Genomic DNA, 26,146 nt, shown 5'->3' on the forward strand with positions numbered 1-26,146 from the left:
CCCCGACAAGCGCTGGAGGTCCTGACGTTGAAGTCGTTCTTTGACTTCAGCGGCAGGACCGAAGCGTCCTCGAGGGGCTAGGCGCTGCAGCTAGACGGGCTCCAGGACCTCCCCGCGGAAAGCAAGTGCCCGGAGCGGAAATCAACAGGCCCATTCGCAGGGACAATCAATAAATTTGGTATTTAGATTTTGACAGAATAAAAAATTGCCGAGAAAAATACCATTCCTCGACAATCTGAGAAGCTTGCGCTTTATTTATTTTGTTTTCTTTTTTTGCGTGTGATTATTTTGGTTTCCTTTGCTGTTATCGCCGCTGACAAATTCGGTGGCGAACTCAGATTCCGCATGCCCTGCCTTCGGGGAATTTTGATTGCGGCTTCCCTTATTAAATTTTTTAGTCATAATTATCCCTCCTTGTCTGCTTATTTAGTGTGGCATCGGGGGATTTGTTTATGTGGAAAAATTAAAGGAGAAAATGGAAGAAAGTAGAATTTATACATAAGGCTTTCTTGAGAGGATTGATGATCAGTGACATCAAGTATAGCTTTGTTAACAAAGCTGTTTGTGCAAAACCGTAATGAGGCGGAAGCTGAACCGATGAGGAATTATATGAAAGGCCACTTTCCCTTCTTAGGGATTAAGTCTCCTTTACGTAAGGAATTAGAAAGGCAGTTTTTTAATGAAACGAGAATTTTAAAAGAGCCGTTTAACAAGGAATTGGTAGTAGAACTTTGGGAGAAAAATGAAAGAGAATACCAATATACAGCCTTGACCTATTTGGAAAAATTGATGAACAAGCTGCAAAAAGTTGATTTGCCATTCATGGAGTGGCTGATTACTACGAAATCATGGTGGGATACTGTTGATGCGATTGCCCCAAAACCGGTGGGGGAAATTGCCGAAAAATTTCCAGAGGTGGCTGCAGAAACAATTGATGGCTGGGCAATTCACGACAATATGTGGCTTAGAAGGGCGGCTATTCTTTTTCAATTAAAGTATAAACAGAATACGAATGAAGAGCGGCTCTATCAATACATACGGCAAAACGCTGGTAGTAAAGAATTTTTTATCCAGAAGGCAATTGGCTGGGCGCTAAGGGAATACTCAAAGACGAATCCGACTTCGGTGAAGAAGTTTATCAATGGTCAGCAGCTAGCACCATTAAGCGTTCGGGAAGGCAGTAAGTATCTTGGTTGAGCAAAACGACGATAATGTTTTGCTAATCATGTTAGAATGGCACTAATGAGAAAAGCGGAGGCGCCTTGAACAGGGCGATATAGGGAGAATTATCGATTGGCAAGCATCGCGAAGCCAGAGATTAGTCTCCCTTAATGCGTACAGTAAGCGATAGCTTTCTGTAGCCAGGCATAAGACGAGCCGGCGAGAAGGCTGCTTTTTAGCCTTCTTGACGGATTGGCTTATGACCCCGAGCCCCTAGGCGCTGAAGCTAGACAGTTATCGAATTTCAATTTATACTGTCATATCCTATGAATATAGAGGTGGAACAGCATGGTTAAAATTATTGCATCAGACATGGATGGAACATTATTAAATTCAGTCCAACAAATCAGCGTAGAAAATAAGGAAGCGATATTAAAGGCACAAGCACAAGGAGTAGAATTTGTCGTTGCGACGGGCAGGTCGTATCAGGAGGCAACCTACGTCTTAAGAGAGGCGGGCCTAAAGTGCCCGATTATTTGTGTAAATGGTGCAGAGGTTCGTTCGAAAGAAGGAGACATTCTTTCAGCCACTCCGATTACGAAACAAAAGGCGCGAGAGGTGGCAGAAAAGCTAAGGGAACTTGATATTTATTTTGAGGTTTATACGAATAAGGGTGCCTTTACAGTCGATGCAGATAAAGCGATTTCGACGCTTGTCGATATTATCATCAGTGCCAATCCCGAGGCAGACCGAGACGAGGTAGCCTACGCTGCCGGAGCAAGATTGCGTAAGGGTTTGGTCCAAATAATCGAGGATTATGAAATTCTTTTTGCAGACGAAAACATTCAAATCTATAAGTTATTTACATTTTCATTTAATTCGGATAAACTTGCGGCCGCTAGTAACACACTCATGGACTTTGAAGGGCTCGCTGTTTCCACATCAGGTCATGAAAATTTGGAAATTACTGATAAGCAGGCACAAAAGGGGATTGCGCTTGAGTCTTTTGCTAAAGCAAGAGGGATCGATATTTCTGAGACGATGGCCATTGGTGATAATTACAACGATGTGTCGATGTTTGAACGTGCCGGGAGATCGGTTGCGATGGGTAATGCAAACTATGAAATAAAGGCATTATGTGATGTCATTACAGATACAAATAACGAACATGGTGTGGCGAAGGCTATTTTAGAAGTGTTATAGGAAAGGAAGGGGTTTATGTATCGGGGTGGTTCCGTTTTACTGATGGTGATTATGTTGCTTTCAGGCTGTTCTTTTTTTGAAAAAGAAGATGATGGAATCCAAGTGGATGATGCTGTTCATCTTCAACCGAATGTAGAAGTAATCGCAGAAAGATTATCCGTACCATGGTCAATTGATAAAATAGGAGAATCCTTTTATCTTAGTGAACGAACTGGAAGCATCGTCAAGATTGAAAATGGTAAAATGGAACGCCAGCCAGTTCAGTTAGAAAAGCCGATCGCAAAGGCGGCTGAGGCTGGGCTGCTTGGCTTTGTACTTGACCCCAAGTTTACAGAAAACCAAAAGGCATATGCCTATTATACTTATGCAGATGACAGCGGGGGGCAATTTAATCGTGTTGTCGTTTTAGGGTTTAACGGTGCTGCTGGGTGGACAGAGGAGAGGATTCTTCTTGATCGAATCCCGAGTGCTGCCTATCATCATGGCGGCAGACTGAAGATTGGCCCGGATGGGAAGCTTTATATCACAACGGGTGACGCAACCACGCCTAAAGTCGCTCAAAAGCTGAGCTCAGTAAATGGAAAAATTTTAAGAATGAATTTGGACGGAACGATTCCGTCGGATAATCCGTTTCCTAATTCCTATGTCTTCAGCTATGGCCACCGGAATCCCCAGGGGTTAGCGTGGATTGGGAAGACATTGTATGCAAGCGAACACGGGCAATCGGCCCATGATGAAATCAATAAGATTCAAGTTGGGGGTAATTTTGGATGGCCTGTAATTCAGGGTAAAGAGAAGAAAGCGGGGATGGAGACACCTTTGTTCCAATCAGGTGCTGTTGAAACATGGGCTCCTTCCGGGATGGATACGGCTGACGGCAAGCTCTATGTGGCGACATTAAGAGGAAATGCCGTCCGTGAGTTTGATTTGGAACAGAAGCAGACAAAGCTTGTTATCAGCGGTTTAGGGCGAATCAGAGATGTGTTCATTGACGGCGACTTTTTATACTTTGTCAGCAACAATACCGATGGCAGAGGAAACCCTGATGAAAAGGACGACAAACTGTATCGGGTTCGGTTAATTGAATTAAAATAAGTTTGTTGTTTTTGAGGTAAAGCAGGAAAAAGCTCCTTATTGAGATGATTTAAAGCTATTTCTAGGCGAAAAATTAGGGGGACTGTTCATCATAAGGTGGATGAAGGATATTTCCTGGCAAAAAAGTGAAAGATTAGTCCTTCATAAGGTGGATGATGGACATTTTCGGGCAAAAAAGTGAAAGATTTGTCCTTCATCAGGTCAATGAAGGACATTACCGGGCAAAGAAGTAAAAGGTTTGTCCTTCATAGGACCTACAGAGGAATTTTTGCTGGATAACGCAGAAACCCCTTAAAGAATTTCAATCTTTAAAGAGTTCACTTGGGAGACGAGAAGGTCTTCGTATTGTTTTTGGGCCTGGTAGTAAATTTCTTGCTCGCCGAAATTTGGGTTTTCCTTTTTGACTTTTTCGATCAGGTCTTTTTGTACCTTTTGCGACAGGACAATTAATTTGTATTGCTGCTTTTCTGTTGCCCAGAACTTGTCTTCGCCGTAGTCACGAATCAACTTTTTAGCAGATTCGTACCCATTATACTGATCGCGTACCTTACTAATGGCTTCGTCCACTTCCGCTGCAGCTGCTGTATGACCCTTTTCCTCTGCCAGCATCGCCATTGAGCGAAGGCGGATGATTTGCGTTAATAATTGATTTTTATCATCGATGATTTTTTCCTGTGACTCTAAGTAAGCTAACTCCTCTTCTAATTGCTTACCAGTGTATTTTCTCTGAGCTGTTTCACGATTAATGGCCAGCTGAAGTTGGTTAATAAACTTATAAAAGGCTACATCCTCATTAGTGATCCAGGATCCATTAATTTTTGCGACCCCTTTAGGCTTCACAACATTGATGTCGATAACCTTTTCCGTCTTTTTTCCGTCCTTTTCTAAAGTAAAGGCAGCCTCATACTTGCCGCTCATTGGAAGCGCAACTTTGCCGGAGTACGTACCGTCTTTCCCCTCAGCTAATTTCACATCCGTTGTGCCATGGTCCATATTGGCCATGGAAAATTCAGCGATTACTTCGAGTCCTTTAACCGCTTTTTTGTTTTCTGTTACTTTGATTTCAAACGGCGCAGCCGTATCCTTTTGGTAGTAAGGCTCCTTTGTAACCTTAATCGTATAATCAGGGCCGGAACTGCAGCCCGTCAGCATCGCCATCAGCAGCAGAAACGGGAATAATATTCGTTTCTTCATGATTCAATTCCTCCTAAATGATGTGTCGCTAGAAATTCCCCAACCGTGAATTTCTCCATTTTTCCCTCATTTAAATAGACCACATGTGTACAAACCTGGCGGATTTCATCTAGATGGTGCGACGAGAGAAGGATGGTTTTATTATGAAGGGATTTTAATACTTCTAATATTTCCTTTCTTCCCATCGGGTCAATTCCGCTAGTAGGTTCATCCAAAATCAGAATGCTTGAATCCTGATAAAGGGTAATCGCGAGGCCAAGGCGCTGCAGCATCCCTTTTGAATACTTTTTTACCTGGACATCGCGGTCGTCCCACAGGCTGACCGATCGGAGCACCTGATCAATCCGTACCACATCAGTCATTTTCGACACTGCCTCTGCAAAGAAGGTTATATTCTCAAGCCCGGTCAGCATCGGATAGAGCATAAATTTTTCCGGCAGGTAGGCAATCGCTTTTTTCCACTCATCATTTTTCTTCGTGACTTCAATTCCGTTAATCGCAATCGATCCTTGCTTCACGGGCAATAATCCAAGCAAACTATTGATAAACGTCGATTTCCCAGCACCGTTTCGGCCGACAAGTGCACAAATTTCATTTTTATTAATCTCTAGAGTGACCGCATCCAACACCGTTTTTTTTCCGAAGGATTGGCTTAAATCGGTTACCTTAATCATTCGTACCCCTCCTTACGGTTAAAGACTATTGCTGCCCCAAACGAAACAGCAAGCCAGATTAGCAGATTTCCCAGTAAAAAGAACACAGGCTTCGTCCACATGAACTTCTCCATTAGCCTAGACATATGGCCAAAAGAATACACGCCCATCCCGGTTTCTAAGAACATCCTGACTGCCTGAAGCGGGTTTAAAAAGTATGCCGACGAAAAAAGTTTGACGTTTTCATGGGTGACGTCTGGTAAAAATGACAGCAAAATAAAATCGTGCAAAAAGAAAAAGTAAAACCAGACAAAAATCGTATAGCCGATTATTTGCATTCTCGAGCGGCTAAAGCTGCCGATTGCTGCCCCCATCTGCAAGAAAACAAGGCTTAAGCAAACAATCGCTGCCACAAAGATTAAATAACTTTCGATATCCAGCTGGAAATTAAATTTTAGCAGTAATAAATACAGGAAAAACCAAATAATCAGCGGGACGAGAACCACTACATACAGTCCGAGGCTTTTTCGAACTAAAAAGCTGGCATAATTGTCTTTTTTCGTTAACAGCATAATTAGTGTTTTTTGCTCTTTTTCCTGAAAAATTGAGAATGCGCCAATAAACAAACAAAGAATTGGGATAAAATAAATAATCGTATCAAATAAATTGATTAAGAGAACATAAAAGCCTTTATCAAATGAAAGGACTGAGGAACGAAACAATATGCTAATTGAAATCAGAACAATGATGCTTAATGCCAGCCAGAGTCCTTTTCCTCTTATGTTTTCCTTCCATTCCTTCCAAATATAATGCATAGTTGATGTCTCCCTTTTAGTAAAATCAATCCCGCAACCAGTCCGAGAGCCACAAACAGAATAGCCTTATGGCTGCCTTTAGTTGCTGCTAATGGGTGTGAGTCTTTGAACATCACTTCATCGTTTTTCAATGTGGTATTTATTTTTTCATAGATGTTGATGGCAGGGCTTTTTAAAAATAGATTCGTTAATTCTTGGTCCTCGATCAGCTGATGGAGGGAAGAATGATAGATTACCGGGAAATCCCCAATACCGTCTTGGTTTAAATCGGTAAGCGGGAATGAGGAGCCCCAGTCATTGCCTTTGCCATTCCTGCTCCAGGAATTGCTGTCCCCCTGTCCGCCAAGGGTAACGGCCGGAATCGTGTTTTCCGAAATGCGGTTTAAGGTAAAGGTTTGGTCATTCGAGCTGGCCCATAGCTCAATGCCAATTTGGTTTTGGATAATGCGGTTGTCCTTGATCGTGTTTCTGGTTGCCTGGTCGATGTATAACCCCCGCTGATTCATGTAAAACGTATTATTGGCTATATAATTATCATTGGCCTGCAGGAGCAATAAGCCAAACGATTGATTCCCATAGTTAACGATAAATTGATTATCTTCGAGATTCAGATGATTCGAGTTCATGATGGCTGCGCCGCCTGTATTCATTGTAAAGATATTTCGTTTAAAAATATTTTCATCGGAATACATGTAATGCAAGCCATATCGAGTGTTGCTGATCTTATTTTCATAGCTGTGGTTGTTGTTGGCATATTCGAAGAACATCCCGTCACGGGTGCTTTCAATCGTATTGTGTTCTAGCAAATTATCATTTGCGTAATAAATATGGAGTCCGTTACCTTGTGCTGCAATTTCACCTTTGCCCATGCCTTTTATGTCGTTATAACGGATTTTATTTTGGTGTGCCTGGCTTAAATAAATACCGTGAAAGGAATGGCGGATGCTGATGTGCTCGACCACATTGTTGTTCGTATAAATCTTGATGGCGGCATATTCCTCAGATGAGTTCCGGTTCATGCTGCTATGGGTTACCGTCAGATGACTTAGCTTTACATTCGGAGCCTTAATAGAAATGACATTCCCAGTTCCGTCACCTTTAATCACGGTCTTATCCGAACCGATGATCGTCATCGGTTTGTTAATGACGATATTGCCCTCGTACGTTTTATTTTTAAGCTTTACTACCGCTCCCTCTTTCATGGAGTCGATAATTGCTTGCATGTTTTCGGCTGCCATAATTTTTTCAGGTTTTATCACGATAAAAAGGGAAAAAACCAAAGATAGGAGCATTAATTTTTTCATTTTACTTTCGATCCTTCCATAGCGGAATGAGTAATAAAATAAACGCAGCGATTACCAAATACGTACCTAAACCAAGTAGGCTAGTAGTTTGAAAATTTGCTATCGTATTATGCCCTAAAATCGGCGGTACAAATGGATCTAATTTGATTGGTGCATCTGGACTTAAATTGGTTCCGAATTTTTTCAGAGCGAAATGAAGGTCTAGGACGCCAAGCGTGCCCCCGATGACAAACAGGCTGATTAATCCGTAGAGGACAGATTTTTTTCGCAGCAGTGCTGTTAATAGAATAAGAACAGCTAATCCACCGACTAAATAGGGTAAATAGGATAATTCAGGGAAGTTTTCTTCACTGAAGTTTGCCATGCCGATATAGTGGTTAAGACCGTTGACAATATCAATTTGACCTTCAAGCCTATTTGGGTAAACGATGATATTTAATCCCTCCGGATACTGTGGGGCAAAAAAGACCATTTTCCACCATGGGAAAAATAGTGAAACGGTAATTAAAATGGCGGAAACGACTAAAATGAATGATGAAACAATTGATAATTTCTTATGCCTCTTGTCAATCAAGGTAACCACTCCTCTTATAGTGATATTAGGTAAATGGAGATGGGTATCAATCTGCCATTGATACCCACCGCCAACTTTTGTTGTCTAGCTTCAGCGCCTAGTTAAGGCGCCCTCTTTTCTGCTTATTACTTTGGTTTTACAAGGAAGTAACCGGTCATTTCCTGGTGCAGGGCAGAGCAGAAATTTGTACAATAAAGTGGATAGGTTCCAGCTTTATTGGCAACAAATTTCAACGTGTTCGTCTGTCCAGGCTGTACTTCCATGTTTAAGTTATAGCTGTTAATGGCAAATCCGTGTGTGATATCTTCATCAAAGTCGATATTCGTCAAATGAATCGTGACCTCATCTCCTTCATTTACTTCAATTACGTCAGGGCGTTTAGACTTCGCATCAAAGATAAACTTCGAACGCATCGCAATACCGTATACATCGACTTTGTTACCGTTGCGGACAATACGGGCGTCATCTTTTTTGTAGATGGCTTCCTTATTCTTTTCGTCCTTCGGATAGACTTCAATCGGTTTGAGTTTATCTGCCTTAATCATTTGTGCATAGTGCGGTTCAGGGTTAACGGGTGCAGATTGAATCACCTTCATCTTGCCGCTGATGTCGATTAACTGCATCGATTCAGGGTGTGAAGGTCCGACAGATAAGTAGCTGTCTTTGGCAATCTTGTTCAAGGCAACCAGCCATTTTCCATCAGGTGCAACCGTGTCGCCCTCTGCTGCGACAGAGTGTCCTGGAGAATATTGGACAGGCACGCGGTCTAATGTCTTCCCTGTTTTCGGATCCCACTTTACAATTTCTGAAGAAATGAACATCGTTGTATAGGCCATACCTTTATCATCAAATTGGGTATGAAGCGGTCCAAGGGCATTTTCAGGGTTTACTTCTCTTTCCATGACAGATTCATATTTTAGAATTGGAATACCGTTGCGATCGCCGGCAAAATCTTGTTTTTCTACTGCTTTAAATGCCTTTTCAAACGAGAAGACCGTCATCGAAGGGGCAAGCTTACCGGAAGCGATGAAGTATTTGCCATCCGGTGTGACGTCCACACCATGCGGTGATTTCGCAACCGGAACTAAATAAATGCCGCCCTTTTGTTTTTCGGGAAAAATCATTTTTTGACCACCAACATCTTCGTACTTGCCTTCCTTGACCATTTTCTCAAGCTCTTTCCAGTTAAAAAGAACAATATAGTCACGGTCAGCCTGTGACGCGTTAATCTCTAGGTTTGTAGTTGCTTCTTCTGTGTTGTAAGTCGTCATAACCGCCCAATTAGCAGAAGCTTTTTTACCGGCATCTGAAAGGTCATAGGACCATGGCGGAAGAGCTACTTGGTAAGCAACATTTAGCTTTTCTTTGTTTTGATCAAATGTGACGGCAGACATAACACCGCGGTATTTTGTGCTGTATTCGTCAAGAGATTCATATTTCTGCTCAAGCGGAACAGCAAAGCGAGTTGGCAGGAACATGTACTCGGTATTTTCTGTTACGAACGCCGCACAATGCGGGCCGCTTGTGTTAGGAACTTTAATAATGTCTTTGACGGTAAACGTTTTTAAATCCATTGCGGCTGCCCGGCTGTTACCGACATCAGTAGCAAACATGTATTTACCGTCATAGTCACCTTTCGTTTCAGAAAAGGCCGGATGGTGAAGGTCTCCCCATGTATAGCCACCCATCATTTTCTTGGAGTGCTCATCAAAGCCATACCCGGTTGCAGAATCTGGCGAGAATACCGGAACAGTTCTTATATGACGCATCGAAGGAACACCATAAATAAACATTTGTCCAGAGTGACCGCCTGATGCGAATAAATAGTAATTATCTTTTTGACCGAATGGAACATAAACCTTTTCTGCATCGCTCTTAGTACCAGAAGCAGCCTCCGTGTTCGTCTTTGCGGAAAAATCAGCAAAGGAAATCGTTGCGGCAACAAAACCAGCAAGCAGCCCGGATGCAATCGGAATCCATTTTTTCATTCAACTACACCATCCTTTCTACTTCACTTCAGAAGCTTGCTTAAGCAGGTCTAAAACTTGATTACGCTCATCATCTGTTAATGGATTTTTACCAATTACGCCTGACATTACCGCTGATGTAGGCGCTTTCAGAAATTCGTCGATCGATTTTCCATGCTTGCCTTCAACGTTTACAAACGCTTGGGAAAGGTCTGGACCTACGGCACCGCCTTTCAAGCTAAGAGCTTCAACGCTGTGGCAGCCAAGGCACCCGCGGTTATTTAGAATGTTGTCTTCGCTGACAGAAGCTGTTGTTGCAGCCGTATCTTTAGAATCCTTACTTTCTTCCTTGGCTTGGTTGGTATCTTTTGTTTCCGTTTGCGCCACTTGTGGTTCATTACCGGAATCGCCCATAATGACATCAAACACCAGATAACCAATGCCAAAGCCAAGTAATGCACTTATAACAAAGCTAATAATTGTTTTTTGCAATGGTTTCCCCCCCTTTTATTTCTTAAGAACAATTTCATCCTAAACTCTCGCAAACGTTAAAATAGTGATGTGCAGCACACTTTTTTATCCATTTTTGAACGTTCTGTGAATGGGCTGGGAGAGACCAGTAAAATAGAGGTTTTTGAAAATTTGAACTTTTTGTTAATCTCGGCACTTAAACATGGGGAAAAGATAAATAGATGGTATGAATCGAGCCCAGTGCAATAGCAATAGCTGGACAATAGTAGATAGGTGGTGGGGATAGTGAATCGCGTTGAGTGTCTAAATGAACTGCATTTTACCTTCTATAAAGGGGACGTATGCGGATTTATAAAGAAAGATTATTATTTTTAAGGATTTACCAGAAAAATCGCTTCGAGCGATTGAACAGCGCAATAGTAACAAAAAAAAGCCCTCTAACTGAAGGGCTTTTAATGTTCAAACTTATATGTCCAAAACCGCTCATTATTAATCCATACCATTATTTGCGGGTCTTGATTTTTCATTTTCTCTTCCATGTCGATAAACATTTGCTCCGTTTGCGAACGGTGTGCTTTGATGGCAGCAAGCTTTGTTTTAGCAACAGGAGTAATGTTGTTAATAATATCGGCTTCCCCAAGCTCTTCTACACAATTTTTAGAGAAGGCGACACAGTGTAAGGTTGGCCTTGCGGCTGCAGGAAGCTTTTCCACAGCCCTTACGACCGCCGCACCTGTGGCGTCATGGTCAGGGTGAACCGAATAGCCGGGATAAAAAGTAATAATAAGTGAAGGATTTACCTCTTCAATTATTGCTAACAAAGTGTTCGACAATTGATCTTCATCTTCAAATTCAATCGTTTTGTCACGGAAACCAAGCATACGAAGGTCTTGGATGCCTAAAACCCGTGCAGCTTCCTTTAATTCTTCCTTTCTAATTTTAGGAAGGTTTTCCCGATTGGTAAATGGAGGATTACCCATATTGCGTCCCATTTCCCCTAAGGTTAAACATGCATATGTGACAGGGGTTCCGTTTTCCACATGTGTCGCAATTGTCCCTGATACACCAAAAGCTTCGTCATCAGGATGAGGGAAAATAACCAAGACATGGCGTTCTTTTTCCATTATTTATTCTCCTTTCCGGTTATTCAAATGGAGTTGTGCTGATTTCCAAGGCAACCGCCAGCTTCCCACTATGGTCATGGCCGGCCAATAAAAGCTGGTTCTCTTCGTTTATTTCAAAATGGGTAATCCCCTCAGCATAAATCCAGCCAAGATTTATTTTAAGACCAACGCGATAAGGCCCATTTCCGGTAATCTTTCCTAATTCATATCGAACAAGGGCGTTGCGGATATATGCCCCTGCTGAAAAGAAGTCTTGATTGTGGTGTGATGCATAGGCACCATTGGTTGTTTCAAGGTGAATGTAAACATCATTATTAGCAAAGCCATTGATGGCTTCCTGGACACATTTCATATCAATTAACTGCAAACCTAACAGCTCCTTTCCCTTCAAGTCCAGTAAAAGAATCTATAAACTATTCTTATTTAATAATGTATCTATCATACTAAAATCAGATAAAAAATGCGAAATGAATGCTTGATAAAAATATATGCTGAAAAGGTGCCTGACACCATGAAAAAAGAAGAGCCAGATCAGTCGATTGGCTCTTCTTTTTATAGAGTCAAATAAAATCATTGCAAATTGAGAAATGTCCAGCTCCGGCGCCCAGCGGCTAGTGTACTTCGCGCTTCTCCCTACGATAAGTCAACATCGGTTCGCTAACGCTCACCGTGTTTCCTTTATCTCAGTCGAAGCGCTCCAGTCCATACGCCGCTAAACGTGCGCTTCCGCCTTTCTTTTTATTCATTACAATCTATGCAATACTCCGTTACGCTTTCGGCACTGCGGTAAGCACCATGCCAAGTTGGCCCGACAAATTCATTTAAGCGGAAGCCCTCCTGGATCGCAGCGGTAATAAAGTCCTTTGCCACTTCGACCGCTTCATAAACAGATTTGCCTTTGGCGAGTTCAGCCGTAATCGCGGATGAGTAGGTACAGCCTGCCCCGTGTGTATAGGTAGTGTCAAACTTTTCAGACTCATATAGTGTGAATTCTTTTCCATCATATAAGAGATCAACAGCTTTTTCTTCCGTATGGAGTTTGCTGCCGCCTTTAATCAACACGAATTTTGCTCCCTGCTCGTGGATTTTTACAGCTGCTTCCTTCATTTCCTCAACCGTATGAGGTGTTTTCGTTCCTGCAAGCTGTCCCGCTTCAAACAGGTTAGGCGTAACCACTAAGGCACGTGGTAAAAGAAGCTCACGCATCGCATCCGTTGTTTCCGGGTGTAAGGCCTCATCTTCCCCTTTGCAAACCATAACCGGATCAATAACGACTTGCTCCAGTTTATTTTCATCGATCACTTTTGCAGCTAATTCAATGATTTCAACTGTTCCCAGCATGCCTGTTTTCATCGCGTCGATACCAACGGAGAGAACGGTGTCTATTTGTGTCTTAAGTGTATCCAAGGCAATTGGAAAAACGCTATGGTGCCAATCTTTTGGATCCATTGTTACAATCGTAGTCAAGGCTGTCATTCCATAGACGCCAAGCTCCTGGAATGTTTTCAAATCTGCTTGAATCCCTGCACCGCCGCTTGTATCAGAGCCGGCAATTGTCATTACTTTTTTGATTGTCATTATGTCTTCCTCCTTCTAAAAACCTAGTTATTATTATAAAACATTTTAAAAAAATTAACATAATTTAGTGCATGAAAGACTAATAGTTGACAGAAAGATGACAAATCCTCCATTTGTACTATTTCCAAGCATTTAGTGTGATAAATATTACTTTCAAAAAAGGTGTCGGATAATACGATATTTACAAAAGCCCCCCCATTTTAAAATGGAACCGCTTACTGACCGGAACTAAATAACATTGTAACCTTGGTTAACTTGCATGTTCATAAAATTGTTGGAAATTTGACACAAACATCGTGTGGTTAACCAAAATCCCACTATTAATCAAAGGAAAATAGTTTTAATGTTGCAAACGGAACACCAAAAATCCCCTATATGAAGATTACAAGTTTCGACAATGTGACAAATGTCGCTGAGTGTAATTGCTCCTATTTCTACAATGATAAAATAAGGAAATATTTCCTAGAGTGGAGGCAAAACAATGAACCACAAGGGTTGTCCTGATGAATATCCAATTTCCTTGATTATAAACGGTTATGAAATGGCCGTTTTTCAGCTGACAAAATTCGACCTAGAGGACTGGACATATGGATATTTGTTTTCTGAAGGATTTATTCAGGACGCAAATGACATCGAGTCTATCCTCATCAACGAAGAAATGGGCAGCATCCATGTTTCACTCCGCTCCCATTTTGACGAAGAGCAAGTTTTTTCAAAAAAGAAGCACTACACAGCCGGTTGCGGAAGGGGTGTAACCTTCTTCTCGATGACAGATGTGAAAAATTTTGCCAAAGTGGCTTCAAGCAAAACCTTTAAATTAAGTTATCTATTAAAGAAGAGAAGTGAATTTGCCCAGAACTCCCGTTTTTACCTGGAAACAGGCGGAATGCATGGAGCTTGTATTGTAGAGGAAGACGGCTCAATTACAATCCGAGAAGATATTGGCCGCCACAATGCTGTGGACAAAATTATTGGCCACGCAATTAGAAACCGTTTACAACCCGAAAGGTTAATGTTACTTACAACCGGCAGGGTTTCATATGAAATGCTCTCAAAAGCTGCAAAATTTGGCTTTCCTGTAATCGGCTCACGCACGGCTGCCACTAAGCAGGCAGTGCAGCTGGCAAAATACTTAAATATCGAGGTAATTGGCTATTTACGAGGGAAAATGGCGACAATTTATACCTCATCCGGCAGAGTCGAAAACGATCTTAATATCGAGTTAGCTATAGAGGTGCATTGAAAGGGGGAATCAAAAGCTTTACATACCTAGAGAGAAAAAGGGATGTTCTAATCAATATTTTTAGGGAAGGAGAATGGTTATGGTTGAAATGAACCTAAATCGCCGGCAATTTTTAAAGCTATCAGGCGCAACTGCGGCAACACTTGCTGTTGTGGAACTTGGCTTTAACGAAAAGAAAGCATATGCACAAACAAAAGAATTCAAAATTGCTAAGGCAACTGTAACACCAACCATTTGCTGCTACTGTGGTGTAGGATGCGGGATCCTCGTTCACACCAAAAACAATACTGTGGTTTATACGGAAGGGGATCCGGATAACCCAATTAACGAAGGAAAGCTATGTAGTAAAGGAACAACAATAAGACAGTTATATACATCTGAGAAACGCTTAACAAAACCGCTTTACCGTGCTCCTGGAAGCAATAAGTGGGAGGAAAAAGATTGGCACTGGATGCTTGACACCATTGCCAAGCGGACTAAAGAAACCCGTGACAAATCATTTGTTGAAGTAGAAAACGGAATCACTGTAAATAAAACCGAAAAGATTGCCTGCCTTGGCGGCGCGGCACTTGATAATGAAGAAACGTATTTGCTTTCAAAATTAATGAGAGGGCTTGGTGTTACCTATTTAGAGCACCAGGCACGAATATGACATAGTTCTACGGTTGCCGGTCTGGCACCTACATTTGGTCGTGGAGCAATGACTAACCATTGGAATGATCTGCAGCATACTGATTGTGCGTTTATCATTGGTGCAAACCCTGCGGAAAACCATCCAATCAGCTTTAGATGGTTAACAAAAGCAAAGGAAAACGGTGGTACAATTATTTCCGTTGACCCGCGCTTTACCAGAACATCTTCACAGGCTGACGTTTACGCTGCACTCCGCTCAGGTACGGATATTCCGTTTATCGGCGGGATGATTAATTATGCGATTGAAAACAATCTCATCCACAAAGAGTATGTGGCTAAATATACAAATGCTTCCTTTATCGTTAAAGAAGGTTATGACTTTAATGATGGTCTTTTCTCAGGCTATGATGAAGCGAAAAGAGCGTACGATAAAACGAAATGGACAATTGAAACAACGGAAGACGGTAAGCCTGTAGTCGATGAAACATTGCAGCACCCGCGTTCTGTGTTCCAATTAATGAAAAAACACTTTTCCCGTTATGATGTAAAAACAGTTTCGACTGTAACAGGTACACCACAGGAAGATTTTCTAAAGGTTTGTAAGACCTTCTGTGAAACAGGTAAGGTTGGAAAATCCGGAACGATCCTGTATGCAATGGGTACAACCCAGCATACGGTTGGCTCACAAAACGTTCGGAGCTATGCCATCCTGCAGCTTTTATTAGGAAACATCGGAATACCAGGCGGAGGAATCAATGCACTGCGCGGAGAATCCAACGTTCAAGGGTCAACTGACTTTGGTTTATTATTCGATAATCTAACAGGATATCTCGGTGTACCAAAAGCGACAGTTCCAGAGCATGCTACCCTAAAAGGCTATTTGGAAAAAGAAACACCAAAAACAGGCTACTGGAGTAACAGACCGAAATTCTATGTCAGCTTGCTGAAAGCTTGGTACGGCGCGAATGCAACAGCAGAAAATGAATTCGGCTATCAATATTTGCCAAAGGGAAATAAAAACTATTCCCATATGAACCTCTTTAAAGCAATGTACAAGGGCGAACTCGACGGGGCCTTCCTATTTGGAACAAACCCGGTTGTCGGTGGTCCAAATGCGGGTAAAGAAAAAGAGGCACTTGGCAACTTGAAGTGGATGGTGGCGATTGATCTTTGGGAAACCGAAACATCGGCATTCTGGCAAAAAGAAGCTGGCAGCGACCCATCCAAGATTAATACAGAAATATTCCTGTTACCAGCAAGTTCTTCTTTTGAAAAAGAAGGCAGTGTATCTAACAGCTCACGCTGGATGCAATACCGCTGGAAAGCGATTGATTCAAGAGGTGAGGCAAAACCTGACCTTGATATCATCCATGAACTTGCATTAAAACTAAAATCGGTTTATGCGAACAGTCCAAAATCAGCCGACAAACCGTTCTTAGCCCTTGATTGGAACTATGGAACAGGTGAAGTGCCGGATATTGACCTTGTTGCCAAAGAAATCAATGGATATGATTTGAAAACAGGTAAATTGCTTTCCGGATTTGGCGCCCTTTTAGATGACGGTACAACTTCAAGTGGTAACTGGATTTATTCCGGGTTCTATCCTGAAGAAGGAAAGAACAAATCGAAGAACCGCGACAACAAGGATACAGGCGGCGAACACTATTTGAACTGGTCCTATGCGTGGCCAATGAACCGCCGAATTCTCTACAACCGTGCTTCAGCAGATCCAAGCGGTCAGCCATGGAGCAAGGAAAAAGCTGTTATTTGGTGGGATGATGCTCAGAAGAAATGGGTCGGAAACGACGTTCCGGACTTTAAAGCTGTTACCGCACCAACAGAACCAGGCGGTACAGGTGCCTTTATGATGAATAAAGATGGTGTGGCACTTTTATTTGCCCCAACCATGAATGACGGTCCGTTCCCAGAACACTATGAGCCATTTGAAAGTCCAATTCCAAATGCGTTCTCAAAACAGGAAATGAACCCGGCAACGGTGATTTTTGAAGAAGAGTTCAATAAACGCGGTTTCAAGGCGGACTACCCAATTATCGGAACGACCTACCGGGTAAGTGAGCACTGGCAATCAGGCACGATGACACGAAACCAAGAGTGGCTCTCAGAACTTGCCGGTCATATGTTTATAGAACTAAGTGAAGAGCTTGCCAAAGAAAAAGGCATCAAGAATAAAGACAAGATCATTGTCAGCTCAGCGCGTGGCGAAATCCAGGCCTATGCAATGGTAACCAAGCGCTATAAGCCTTTTACAGTGAGAGGTAAAAAAGTGCATCAGATCGGAATGCCATGGCATTTTGGCTATAAAGGATTTGCCACTGGGGATACAGCAAACCGCCTGACTCCGCATATCGGGGATGCCAATACAATGATTCCTGAATATAAAGCATTCCTCTGCAATGTTAGGAGGGCTGACGTATGAGTAAGTATGTAAAATATGTCGATGTAACAAAGTGTGACGGCTGCCGTGCTTGTATGGTTGCCTGTAAAAACTGGAATGACCTGCCGGCAGAGCCAACGGAATTCCTTGGCAGTGTCCAATCACATGTAAAAACAACCGCGGATACATGGAATGTCCTTCAGTATATTGAACACGAGAATGGCAAAGGTGATTTAGAATATCTATTCCGCCATTCCTCCTGCTTCCATTGTACCGATGCCGCTTGTGAAAAGGTTTGTCCGGAAAATGCCATCAGCTATACGAAGTATGGAACGGTTGTCATTGATCAAGATAAATGCGTTGGCTGCGGCTATTGCACGGAAAACTGTCCGTTTGACGTTGTTTCCTTGAAGGAATATAAAGACAAAAACGGTAAAGAATATCGAAAAGCTCATAAATGCACGATGTGTACTGACCGGATCGAGGAAGGCTTACAGCCTGCCTGCATAACGACCTGTCACACCGGGGCAATGGACTTTGGCGATAAAGATGCGATGATTAAAAAGGCTGAGCAGCGCCTCAAGGAAATTAAGGATCGTTATCCAAATGCCATGGTCTATAATCCACAAGGCGTTGGCGGTACGCAAGCAGTTTATGTATTAGCTGAGCGGCCATCTGTATACGGTTTGCCTGAAAACCCTAAAGTTCCAACCTCTGCTGTTTTGTGGAAGGACTATGCACAGCCAATTGGGAAAGCAATGATTGGAGCAACAACCATGGCGGTTGTCGGTGCATTTGTGGCCAATAAGTTTTTTAGTAAAAAGTTTAATGACGAGACGCAAGATGGAGGTGACAGCCATGAGTAATCAGCCAAAATCTGATGTGAAAGTAAGACGTTTTTCCAAGGCGTTTGTCTGGGCACATGCCGTTAACGCAATTTCCTTCTTTGCCCTGTATATTACGGCATTGCCAATGTACACAGAGTTCTTTGACTGGTTATACCCGATTCTCGGGGGGCCGGCGAATGCCCGTTTGCTTCATCGCATTTTTGCCGTCGTATTCTGTACGCCAACATTCATTTGGGTCATTTTTGACTTCAAAGGCTTTAAGCTATGGATGAAAGAGCTTGTTACTTGGAAGAAACGCGATATCCAGTTCTTTACTGAATTTGTCAAAGAGCTTTTCGGCTTTAAATTTAAGCATATAAGACAAACATTCTTTAATGCCGGTGAAAAAATAAACTCGATTATTCAAATCTTCACTGCAATCTTAATTATCGGTTCAGGCTTCCTAATGTGGTTCCCTGAATTTTTCCCAAGAGCTGTCGTTCAGTGGGGCTACTTCCTTCACAACGTCGGCTTCGGTCTTGCGATTGCTGTAATTGTCGGACACATTTACCTCAGTGTCGTTCACAGACACTCAAGACCAGGCTATTCCGGAGTTGTTACAGGAAAGGTACCTGCATGGTGGGCAAAAGGCCACTATCCCGACTGGTATGATGAAGAAGTCAAAAAGGGTAACTTCCCTGACTTGGATGATCCAAAACATAAAAAAGGCGCATAAAAACCATTCGTTTTCAATTTTATACTCAAAAAAGGAATGGCTGTCGAACAAATTGACAGCCATTTCTTATAAGCGACTCATGAGGACAAAATAGGGTAACAAAGAGAAAAGCTTGTCCCGAGACGCGTTCATAGAAACAGAAACCAGAAGAAAAAAGATAAAACCAATCCTCATAAGGCGTTCTTGAAGACAGAACCTAGACTTTCAAAAACAACAAATTGGGTCTTTAATAATAGAAAGAGGTGTGACAACGATGATTAAATCCGTTGTTTCAAAAGAATACCAAGAATTGCAAAAGGAAATCGTTAAGCTTCAGGAGCAGTGGAAGCAGCAGTTAGATCCTGAAACCATCAAACCAAATCTCGATAAGGCTGCAATGACTGCAGGGGTGCCTGCCGCCGCTCTAACGGCTATTAACTTTGAAATTTCACTATTCTTACAGTGGATAGAGGAAATAAATGCCACTCTTGTAAAATTTAATCCTGAACTCGGACCGAAGCTTTCAAGTATTAGCACCCACCTGAATGAAGAAACAGCGATTCGCTGGATTGATGAGGCCTTTTCGTTTAACCACCTTTATTTTGCTAGTTTTGCAGAAGAAAATGGTCTTGAAGAATGGATTCCGCAATTCCTAGCTGAAACTGCCCTTCGCCCTTACTTACAATTGACAGCTGAAAAGGTTCAGCACGATATCAACCATGCGGTACCTGGAGCCGGCTGTCCTGTTTGCGGCGAACCAGTTAGATTGGCCTCCCTTGAAGAAGAAGGAAAAAAAGTTATCCATTGTCCGCGCTGTCTTGCCCACTGGAATGCTAAGCGCTTGGAATGCTCTCATTGCGGCAATGAAGATCATAAAACCATCCAGTTTTTAACGATTGAAGGCGACGCCATCTCGCAAATTCAAGTTTGCGAGGAATGCAAGGGCTATATTAAAATTATTGATACAAGACAATATATTACAAAACCTTCGGCTGCATTACTGGATTTAAACTCAATCCACCTCGATTTTGTTGCTCAGGAAAACGGTTATAACTCAGTTGGTGAGAAAAAAGAGACAAATTAAAGAAGGTGTTTTTTCCATGAAAGCTGCAGCGATTATTTTAGCAGGCGGAAAATCGAGCAGGATGGGCACAAATAAAGCGCTGCTAAAAATAAATGAGAAATCAAACATTGAAAGAATTGTAGATAAGCTAAAACTGCTCTTTGATGATATAATTCTGGTAACGAATGATTCTGAACAATATAAATTTTTAGGAATAAAGATGGTCCCTGATTATTATCCGGGGATGGGGCCGCTTGCCGGGGTGCATGCAGGCTTGCTTGCTTCCGACTACGATGTGAATTTTATTGCCGCATGTGATATGCCGTTTGTTTCAACGGAGCTTGCCGAGGTGCTTGTCAACAATTGCGGCCATTATGATGCTGTCATTCCTGTAATCAACGGAAAACAACATCCGCTATTTGCAGTTTTTCAAAAGAGGGCGGCTGAAGAGGCTGCAAATTGCATTGAAGCTGGGGAGCTTCGAATGAAACATTTACTTGACCATTTAAACGTACTATACGTAACAGAAACAGAGCTGCAAACTTACAGTACTCTTGATCTAGAACGGGTCTTTTTCAATATGAATCACCCAAATGAATACGAAGATGCGAAAAAATGGGCCGAGGCAGATTTTTTCCGCAATAACGGGCAGTAACAAGGAAGTTTAGGTGTGGGATGACTGCTCGTAAAAGCCCGATTAGTGAGATATAGTGAAACTTGCCAATGCACTTTTTATCGGCTTAGTTGAAACCAATCGGGCTCGTACTGTCTCTAATTATCAAAACGATAGCCTTGATAATTAGAGACAGTAGAACGGGACTAACAATAATGGGGAAAAACCCCTCACTTATTGAAGTTTCACAATATAAGGGGGAACAAGGGAACCATGCAATTTTTCAAAGTGAAAACAGTTGAAGAGACATTTGCCTTAATTGAGGAAAAGATACCGGCGATTGAACAAATAGTGGTTAGGGAACTTGTCGATGCACTAAACCATATTTTAGCAGAGCCGGTAGTGGCGAAGGAAAATGTGCCAAGTTTTGATCGCTCAACTGTCGACGGGTATGCCGTTCGTGCGAAGGATACGTATGGTTCCTCTGAATCCATGCCTGGCTTCTTAACAATAGCTGGAGAAGTAAAGATGGGCGAAGTCCCTGATGATGAGGTTAGCCATGGCACGGCCGTTTACGTACCGACAGGAGGTATGATGCCAAAGGGCAGTGACAGCGTGATTATGATTGAACACTGTGAGGACCTAGATGGCCTGCTTAATACATACAAGCAAGTAGCACCTGGAGAAAATGTGATTCGGGCGGGAGAAGATATTAAAGAAGGTGAAGTTCTCCTTAGTAAGGGAACGAAACTAAGACCGCAGGAATTAGGGGCGCTTGCCTCTTTAGGGATTACAGAGGTGCCCGTTTTCCGCAAATTAAAGGTCGGTTACCTTTCCTCTGGGGATGAAATCGTCCCGTATCAAACCGAAACACTCCTAGAAGGGCAAATTCGCGACATCAACTATTTAACGATTGCCGGACTAAGTAGCGAGTGGAATGTTGATGTTCTATACGGCGGGATTGTCCGCGATGATTATGAAGAATTTCAACAAACGGCACGGGAGCTTTATGACAAGGTCGATTGTTTAATCCTTTCTGGCGGCAGCTCGGTCGGAGCAAAGGACTATACAACGGATGTCATTCAGGCTTTAGGGGATCCAGGGGTTTTTGTTCACGGCATCTCTATTAAGCCTGGTAAGCCAACCATACTGGCATTGGCAAATGGAAAGCCAGTCATTGGCCTTCCGGGACACCCGGCAAGCGGCATGATCATCTTCAAGCTGTTCGGCGAGCGTATTTTACGAAAGCTAAAAGGGGAAAAAATCGAGCGTAAACCGGAGCGGATTTTTGCAAAGATCACAAGAAATATTCCCTCCTCAATGGGTCGGGCTGATTATATCCGTGTTCGGCTTTTTGAAAACGAGAGCGAATGGTGGGCAGAGCCGATTATCGGAAAATCGGGCTTGATTACCACACTTGTAAAAAGCGATGGCATTGTCGAGATTAGTTCAGTAAAAGAAGGAGTTTCACAGGGCGAATATGTACCTGTGATTCCATCAAGGTAAGGGGTCTTTAGCATGGAACAGAAACAATATAAAAGAAAAATTTATTTAGAAGATAAACCCCGATCGGAAGCAAGAGAAGAAATACTGGCAGCTTTCGCGCTTACACCTGAAATTGAATATATTTCAGTAGTTGAAGCATTAGGCCGTGTCACCGCTGAACCTATTTTTGCAAGAGTCTCGATGCCACATTATCATGCCTCAGCGATGGATGGAATTGCCGTTATCGCGGAAAGTACGTATCAGGCACATGAGCAAAACCCGCTTTACCTTAAAAAAGGCTTGGAGTTTAGCTTTGTCGATACAGGGAATGCCATTCCTTCCCCGTTTAACGCCGTTATTATGATTGAACATGTTCATGTTGTTGATGAAGATACGATTGAAATTATTGAACCTGCAACCCCGTGGCAGCATATCCGTCCAATTGGCGAAGATATCGTCCAAGAGGAAATGCTTTTTCCCCAAGGACATATATTACGGCCAGCGGATTTAGGTGTGTTGCTCGCTGCACAACAGCTCGTTATTCCTGTTGTAAAAAAACCAGTAGTGACGATTATCCCGACAGGCAATGAACTTGTCGAAGCAGATTCTGAATTAGCTTCAGGAAAAATAATCGAATTTAACGGAACGGTGTTTTCTGGTTTTATCAAGGAGTGGGGCGGCGAGCCAAAGCTCCATTCCATCGTAAAGGACGAGCCGGAGAAGATTAAAAAAGTGCTGCTAGAGGCAGCCGAAACCTCTGATATTATTGTAATAAATGCCGGATCATCGGCAGGCAGGAAGGACTTCACGGTGCACATCATCGGCGAAATAGGCGAGGTCTTTACCCATGGAGTCGCCGCACGGCCTGGGAAACCAACTGTTCTAGGAAAAATAAACGGAAAAATTGTCGTCGGTGTTCCAGGCTATCCTGTGTCCGCTTATTTAGCACTGGGATGGTTTGTTCAACCGCTAGTATGTAAATATTTAGGGATTCCCGTCCCAAAAAGGCAGACGGTAACGGTCAAGCTTGGGCGCCGTATAGTTTCCTCAATGGGTGCTGAGGATTTTGTCCGAATGAATATCGGCTATGTGGATGGCCAATTTATCGCCAACCCTTTGACAAGAGCGGCAGGGGTTACGATGTCCTTTGTCAGAGCAGACGGCCTTTTAATCGTACCGCCAAATGTGATTGGATATGAACAAGGGGATTTGGCAGAAGTAGAGCTGCTGCGCCCACTTGAGGAGATTAAAAATGCAATTGTATTTTGCGGCAGCCATGATTTGACAATCGACCTTTTATCTTCAGAGCTGAAACGAGCTCGGACAGAGATGAAAATTGTTTCTTCACATGTCGGCAGCATGGCCGGCATAATGGCGATTCGCAAAGGTGAGGCCCATGTTGCGGGCATTCATTTGCTTGACCCAAGTACAAAGCAATATAATGTTTCATATGTTCGGAAAATTTTAGCTGGTCAAGATGTTGTTCTTTATCCATTTTTAAAAAGGAAGCAAGGCTGGATCTTGCCAAAAGGCAATCCCTTAGAAATAGAATCCGTCACAGATTTAGTCCGGAAGAACGCCAACTTTGTCAACCGCCAAAAAGGAGCAGGCACTCGAATCTTGTTTGATTTGCTGCTGGAGGAGGCCGGCCTTTCATCAGAAGAGATCACCGGCTATGACCGGGAAATGTTTTCTCATTTAGCGGTGGCAGCGGAAGTAAAAGGTGATTCCTGTGGTGCAGGACTTGGCATTTATCCTGCGGCAAAAGCGATGGGCTTAGCCTTTGTTCCTGTCGCCGATGAAGAATATGACTTGGTGATGACACGCAGCTTTTATGAGAGTGAAAGCGGGAAGCAGCTTCTGAAGATTATTCAATCGGATGCGTTCCGGAAGCAGGTTGAAAAAATTGGCGGCTATCAAGTCGTTGAAAATGCAGTGTTGAAGAGTTTGGCTGAAGAGGTGAAATAATGAGGATGTACGAAATTTCAAAGGAACCGATTGATATTCAAGCAGTGATTGATAAAGTGGTCCAGCGTGAGGCAGGTGCCATTACCACCTTCATTGGCACTGTCCGGGAATTAACGCATGGCAAGAAAACATTGTTTTTAATTTATGAAGCGTATGAAGCAATGGCTGTGAAAAAGCTCGAGCAGATCGGGCTGGAAATTGAACAGCGCTGGGATGGCTCGCGGGTTGCGATTACTCACAGGGTCGGGCGCTTAGATATTACCGATGTCGCCGTCGTGATTGCGGTTTCGACACCGCACCGCGCTGATTCCTATGAAGCCAACCGCTATGCGATTGAACGGATTAAGGAAATCGTTCCAATCTGGAAGAAAGAGCATTGGGAAGACGGCGAATCGTGGATGGGAAACCAGCTTGAAACGGTTGCCTATCCAAGCGGCAAACCTGAGGCAGGTGATTTAGATGAATAAAGTCTTGTTTTTTGCTCACTTGCGTGATGTGGTTGGTGAAGAATTTTTGCTGGTGGATGCCAGTGAAAAAACAGTTGCCGAACTGAAGACCGAGTTATCGGCGAAGTATGACCTCCCTAAAATGGAAACCGTGATGACGGCGATCAATGAGGAGTTTGCTTCAAATGATGAAGTCATCCATGACGGTGACGTGATTGCCTTTATTCCGCCGGTGAGCGGCGGTTGATGCTGCGTGAAATAGAGAAATTTATGGATTAAAGTTTACGAAAGAACGAAACAACCTCATGGACGGGTACTATAAGAGGGTCGCAGTGCCTGAAAGAGGGAAAAAACTCGTTGTCGGTCACTATAAGAAGGTCACAGTGCCCAAAAGAGTGAAAAACCAGAATTAGCCGGGCACTAATCCCCGCAGCTAAAATTCTTTTAATAAAAACATTAAAGGCCTAATAAACTCATGCCCTAAATGCTCGCCAAGTGGCGAGTTTTCTTATCAATTGGGGGGGAACGTATGAAGGAACGGTATTCACGGCAAGTCCTTTTTCCAGGGATAGGCAAGGAAGGACAAGCCATGATTAATAATAAACATGTCCTTATTATTGGTGCGGGTGCTCTCGGCTCAGGTAGTGCGGAAATCCTGACGCGGGCTGGAGTTGGTAAAATTACCATTGTTGATCGGGACTATGTGGAAGCCAGCAATCTGCAGCGCCAGCAGCTCTATACAGAAGAAGATGTTGTCGAGAAACTTCCGAAAGCGGCAGCAGCGGAAAAGCGCTTGCGAGCGATTAACTCCGATGTGGAAGTTCGAGCGATTATTGGCGATGCGACACCTGAGATGATGGAGGAGCTTGTGATTGGCATCGATTTGATAATGGATGCCACCGATAATTTTGAAACACGGATGATGATGAATGATATTTCCCAAAAATACAATATCCCTTGGATTTACGGTGCCTGCGTCGGAAGCTTTGGGATGAGTTTTTCCATCATTCCCGGGAAAACGCCTTGCTTAAATTGTCTGTTACGGACGATCCCGCTTCAGGGTATGACCTGTGATACAGGGGGGATTATTTCACCGGCCGTGCAAATGGTGATTGCCCATCAGACAGCTGAGGCGTTGAAGATGTTAGTCGAAGATTGGGATGCGGTTCGCACTTCATTTGTCAGCTTTGATTTATGGAGAAATCAATATACAAGCTTGAAAATGTCCAAAGCAAAGTTTGCCGGCTGCTTATCCTGTGGTGAGGAGCGGACATATCCTTATTTGGATTATGAGAATATGACAAAGACGACGGTTTTATGCGGCCGTGATACGGTGCAAATCCGTCCGTCTTCTGCTGGGAAGATTTCGCTAGAACAGCTCACGACCCAGCTAAGCTCGCTTGGATACATTGTTAAGGGAAATCCTTATTTACTATCAGTTGAAATCGGCGATGAACGGATGGTAATTTTTCAAGATGGCCGTGCCCTCATCCATGGGACTAAGGATTTAACCCACGCCAAATCGCTGTATCAGCGGATATTGGGATGAAAAACCAAGTAATGGTTGCTTATGGAAAAAGCCTTTGATAAAACGTAAAAGGTGTCTTTAATAAGGCATC

The 26,146-nt window shown here is 43.0% G+C and carries 25 protein-coding genes; 14 read left to right on the plus strand and 11 right to left on the minus strand.

Annotation, left to right across the window (positions count from 1 at the left end; genetic code table 11):
* Positions 1-255 precede the first annotated feature (255 nt).
* Complete coding sequence (locus V7150_RS09070) at positions 256-402, minus strand: hypothetical protein (protein WP_283920860.1); 147 nt, start codon at positions 400-402, stop codon at positions 256-258.
* 126 nt (positions 403-528) lie between these two features.
* Between V7150_RS09070 and V7150_RS09075 the strand changes: the two genes are divergently transcribed.
* The 3 genes from V7150_RS09075 (at position 529) to V7150_RS09085 (ending at position 3,459) form a co-directional block, all read left to right on the plus strand.
* Positions 529-1,197 carry a DNA alkylation repair protein gene (locus V7150_RS09075; protein ID WP_335516529.1) on the plus strand — a complete coding sequence of 223 codons (669 nt, stop codon included), beginning with the start codon at positions 529-531 and terminating at the stop codon, positions 1,195-1,197.
* 312 nt (positions 1,198-1,509) lie between these two features.
* Positions 1,510-2,364: a Cof-type HAD-IIB family hydrolase gene (locus V7150_RS09080; RefSeq protein ID WP_335516532.1), complete on the plus strand. Its 855-nt coding sequence runs from the start codon at positions 1,510-1,512 to the stop codon at positions 2,362-2,364.
* A gap of 15 nt (positions 2,365-2,379) precedes the next feature.
* Positions 2,380-3,459, plus strand: a complete 1,080-nt coding sequence (locus tag V7150_RS09085) for a PQQ-dependent sugar dehydrogenase (RefSeq protein WP_335516534.1) — start codon at positions 2,380-2,382, stop codon at positions 3,457-3,459.
* Between the two features lie 291 nt (positions 3,460-3,750).
* Here the strand turns inward: V7150_RS09085 and V7150_RS09090 are convergent, their stop codons facing one another.
* The 10 genes from V7150_RS09090 to pdxK form a co-directional block, all read right to left on the minus strand.
* Positions 3,751-4,653, minus strand: a complete 903-nt coding sequence (locus tag V7150_RS09090) for a FixH family protein (RefSeq protein ID WP_335516537.1) — start codon at positions 4,651-4,653, stop codon at positions 3,751-3,753.
* Entirely contained in the window at positions 4,650-5,327 is a 678-nt protein-coding gene (locus tag V7150_RS09095; RefSeq protein WP_335516540.1) for an ABC transporter ATP-binding protein, read from the minus strand. The genes V7150_RS09090 and V7150_RS09095 overlap by 4 nt, the downstream gene beginning before the upstream one ends.
* Positions 5,324-6,121 (minus strand): ABC transporter permease, encoded by a 798-nt coding sequence (locus V7150_RS09100; protein ID WP_335516544.1) that lies wholly within the window; start codon positions 6,119-6,121, stop codon positions 5,324-5,326. Before V7150_RS09100 ends, V7150_RS09095 begins: the two co-directional genes overlap by 4 nt.
* Positions 6,085-7,425 carry a nitrous oxide reductase family maturation protein NosD gene (nosD, locus tag V7150_RS09105; RefSeq protein ID WP_335516547.1) on the minus strand — a complete coding sequence of 447 codons (1,341 nt, stop codon included), beginning with the start codon at positions 7,423-7,425 and terminating at the stop codon, positions 6,085-6,087. The genes V7150_RS09100 and nosD overlap by 37 nt, the downstream gene beginning before the upstream one ends.
* A gap of 1 nt (position 7,426) precedes the next feature.
* On the minus strand, positions 7,427-7,999 hold the full coding sequence (locus tag V7150_RS09110) for a hypothetical protein (RefSeq protein ID WP_335516549.1): 573 nt from the start codon (positions 7,997-7,999) through the stop codon (positions 7,427-7,429).
* Between the two features lie 125 nt (positions 8,000-8,124).
* Positions 8,125-9,987 (minus strand): Sec-dependent nitrous-oxide reductase, encoded by a 1,863-nt coding sequence (gene nosZ, locus V7150_RS09115; RefSeq protein WP_335516551.1) that lies wholly within the window; start codon positions 9,985-9,987, stop codon positions 8,125-8,127.
* Between the two features lie 18 nt (positions 9,988-10,005).
* Positions 10,006-10,458 (minus strand): cytochrome C, encoded by a 453-nt coding sequence (locus tag V7150_RS09120; protein ID WP_335516554.1) that lies wholly within the window; start codon positions 10,456-10,458, stop codon positions 10,006-10,008.
* Positions 10,459-10,889: 431 nt separating this feature from the next.
* Positions 10,890-11,561: a bacillithiol biosynthesis deacetylase BshB2 gene (bshB2, locus tag V7150_RS09125; RefSeq protein WP_335516557.1), complete on the minus strand. Its 672-nt coding sequence runs from the start codon at positions 11,559-11,561 to the stop codon at positions 10,890-10,892.
* Between the two features lie 19 nt (positions 11,562-11,580).
* Positions 11,581-11,928 (minus strand): YojF family protein, encoded by a 348-nt coding sequence (locus tag V7150_RS09130; RefSeq protein WP_335516560.1) that lies wholly within the window; start codon positions 11,926-11,928, stop codon positions 11,581-11,583.
* Between the two features lie 371 nt (positions 11,929-12,299).
* Positions 12,300-13,139 carry a pyridoxine/pyridoxal/pyridoxamine kinase gene (gene pdxK, locus V7150_RS09135; protein ID WP_335516563.1) on the minus strand — a complete coding sequence of 280 codons (840 nt, stop codon included), beginning with the start codon at positions 13,137-13,139 and terminating at the stop codon, positions 12,300-12,302.
* 481 nt (positions 13,140-13,620) lie between these two features.
* On the opposite strand from pdxK, the gene fdhD reads away from it, so the two are divergent.
* The 11 genes from fdhD to V7150_RS09190 all read left to right on the plus strand — a co-directional run bounded on the left by fdhD (position 13,621) and on the right by V7150_RS09190 (position 26,076).
* Positions 13,621-14,382, plus strand: a complete 762-nt coding sequence (gene fdhD / locus V7150_RS09140) for a formate dehydrogenase accessory sulfurtransferase FdhD (RefSeq protein WP_335516568.1) — start codon at positions 13,621-13,623, stop codon at positions 14,380-14,382.
* An 88-nt stretch (positions 14,383-14,470) separates the two neighbouring features.
* A complete protein-coding gene (gene fdnG, locus V7150_RS09145) occupies positions 14,471-17,452 on the plus strand; it encodes a formate dehydrogenase-N subunit alpha (protein ID WP_335516594.1) in 2,982 nt (993 codons plus the stop codon).
* The gene (locus V7150_RS09150) at positions 17,449-18,276 is read left to right on the plus strand and encodes a 4Fe-4S dicluster domain-containing protein (RefSeq protein WP_335516571.1); all 828 of its coding nucleotides are present in this window, start codon (positions 17,449-17,451) and stop codon (positions 18,274-18,276) included. Before fdnG ends, V7150_RS09150 begins: the two co-directional genes overlap by 4 nt.
* Positions 18,269-18,973, plus strand: a complete 705-nt coding sequence (locus tag V7150_RS09155; RefSeq protein WP_335516573.1) for a formate dehydrogenase subunit gamma — start codon at positions 18,269-18,271, stop codon at positions 18,971-18,973. The genes V7150_RS09150 and V7150_RS09155 overlap by 8 nt, the downstream gene beginning before the upstream one ends.
* A 253-nt stretch (positions 18,974-19,226) precedes the next feature.
* Positions 19,227-20,036, plus strand: coding sequence for a formate dehydrogenase accessory protein FdhE (locus tag V7150_RS09160; protein ID WP_335516575.1), 810 nt, complete (start codon positions 19,227-19,229; stop codon positions 20,034-20,036).
* A gap of 16 nt (positions 20,037-20,052) precedes the next feature.
* Positions 20,053-20,670, plus strand: coding sequence for a molybdenum cofactor guanylyltransferase (mobA, locus tag V7150_RS09165; RefSeq protein WP_335516576.1), 618 nt, complete (start codon positions 20,053-20,055; stop codon positions 20,668-20,670).
* 231 nt (positions 20,671-20,901) lie between these two features.
* A complete protein-coding gene (locus V7150_RS09170; protein ID WP_335516579.1) occupies positions 20,902-22,134 on the plus strand; it encodes a molybdopterin molybdotransferase MoeA in 1,233 nt (410 codons plus the stop codon).
* Positions 22,135-22,146: 12 nt separating this feature from the next.
* Complete coding sequence (locus tag V7150_RS09175) at positions 22,147-24,081, plus strand: molybdopterin biosynthesis protein (RefSeq protein ID WP_335516582.1); 1,935 nt, start codon at positions 22,147-22,149, stop codon at positions 24,079-24,081.
* The gene (locus V7150_RS09180; RefSeq protein ID WP_335516587.1) at positions 24,081-24,548 is read left to right on the plus strand and encodes a molybdenum cofactor biosynthesis protein MoaE; all 468 of its coding nucleotides are present in this window, start codon (positions 24,081-24,083) and stop codon (positions 24,546-24,548) included. The genes V7150_RS09175 and V7150_RS09180 overlap by 1 nt, the downstream gene beginning before the upstream one ends.
* A complete protein-coding gene (moaD, locus tag V7150_RS09185) occupies positions 24,541-24,774 on the plus strand; it encodes a molybdopterin converting factor subunit 1 (RefSeq protein WP_283920838.1) in 234 nt (77 codons plus the stop codon). Before V7150_RS09180 ends, moaD begins: the two co-directional genes overlap by 8 nt.
* A 282-nt stretch (positions 24,775-25,056) precedes the next feature.
* On the plus strand, positions 25,057-26,076 hold the full coding sequence (locus tag V7150_RS09190; RefSeq protein ID WP_335516592.1) for a thiazole biosynthesis adenylyltransferase ThiF: 1,020 nt from the start codon (positions 25,057-25,059) through the stop codon (positions 26,074-26,076).
* Positions 26,077-26,146 lie beyond the last annotated feature (70 nt).

The sequence above is a fragment of the Neobacillus drentensis genome (genome assembly GCF_036965245.1).
GTDB classification, from domain to species: Bacteria; Bacillota; Bacilli; order Bacillales; family Cytobacillaceae; genus Neobacillus; species Neobacillus drentensis_G.

What these genes read in the sequence shown, in the direction of transcription:
- V7150_RS09070 (WP_283920860.1), bottom strand. Translation starts at nt 402, where the DNA reads ATGACTAAAAAATTTAATAAGGGAAGCCGCAATCAAAATTCCCCGAAG.
- V7150_RS09080 (WP_335516532.1), top strand. Translation starts at nt 1,510, where the DNA reads ATGGTTAAAATTATTGCATCAGACATGGATGGAACATTATTAAATTCA.
- V7150_RS09085 (WP_335516534.1), top strand. Translation starts at nt 2,380, where the DNA reads ATGTATCGGGGTGGTTCCGTTTTACTGATGGTGATTATGTTGCTTTCA.
- V7150_RS09090 (WP_335516537.1), bottom strand. Translation starts at nt 4,653, where the DNA reads ATGAAGAAACGAATATTATTCCCGTTTCTGCTGCTGATGGCGATGCTG.
- V7150_RS09095 (WP_335516540.1), bottom strand. Translation starts at nt 5,327, where the DNA reads ATGATTAAGGTAACCGATTTAAGCCAATCCTTCGGAAAAAAAACGGTG.
- V7150_RS09100 (WP_335516544.1), bottom strand. Translation starts at nt 6,121, where the DNA reads ATGCATTATATTTGGAAGGAATGGAAGGAAAACATAAGAGGAAAAGGA.
- nosD (WP_335516547.1), bottom strand. Translation starts at nt 7,425, where the DNA reads ATGAAAAAATTAATGCTCCTATCTTTGGTTTTTTCCCTTTTTATCGTG.
- nosZ (WP_335516551.1), bottom strand. Translation starts at nt 9,987, where the DNA reads ATGAAAAAATGGATTCCGATTGCATCCGGGCTGCTTGCTGGTTTTGTT.
- bshB2 (WP_335516557.1), bottom strand. Translation starts at nt 11,561, where the DNA reads ATGGAAAAAGAACGCCATGTCTTGGTTATTTTCCCTCATCCTGATGAC.
- pdxK (WP_335516563.1), bottom strand. Translation starts at nt 13,139, where the DNA reads ATGACAATCAAAAAAGTAATGACAATTGCCGGCTCTGATACAAGCGGC.
- fdhD (WP_335516568.1), top strand. Translation starts at nt 13,621, where the DNA reads ATGAACCACAAGGGTTGTCCTGATGAATATCCAATTTCCTTGATTATA.
- V7150_RS09150 (WP_335516571.1), top strand. Translation starts at nt 17,449, where the DNA reads ATGAGTAAGTATGTAAAATATGTCGATGTAACAAAGTGTGACGGCTGC.
- V7150_RS09155 (WP_335516573.1), top strand. Translation starts at nt 18,269, where the DNA reads ATGAGTAATCAGCCAAAATCTGATGTGAAAGTAAGACGTTTTTCCAAG.
- V7150_RS09160 (WP_335516575.1), top strand. Translation starts at nt 19,227, where the DNA reads ATGATTAAATCCGTTGTTTCAAAAGAATACCAAGAATTGCAAAAGGAA.
- mobA (WP_335516576.1), top strand. Translation starts at nt 20,053, where the DNA reads ATGAAAGCTGCAGCGATTATTTTAGCAGGCGGAAAATCGAGCAGGATG.
- V7150_RS09170 (WP_335516579.1), top strand. Translation starts at nt 20,902, where the DNA reads ATGCAATTTTTCAAAGTGAAAACAGTTGAAGAGACATTTGCCTTAATT.
- V7150_RS09175 (WP_335516582.1), top strand. Translation starts at nt 22,147, where the DNA reads ATGGAACAGAAACAATATAAAAGAAAAATTTATTTAGAAGATAAACCC.
- V7150_RS09180 (WP_335516587.1), top strand. Translation starts at nt 24,081, where the DNA reads ATGAGGATGTACGAAATTTCAAAGGAACCGATTGATATTCAAGCAGTG.
- moaD (WP_283920838.1), top strand. Translation starts at nt 24,541, where the DNA reads ATGAATAAAGTCTTGTTTTTTGCTCACTTGCGTGATGTGGTTGGTGAA.
- V7150_RS09190 (WP_335516592.1), top strand. Translation starts at nt 25,057, where the DNA reads ATGAAGGAACGGTATTCACGGCAAGTCCTTTTTCCAGGGATAGGCAAG.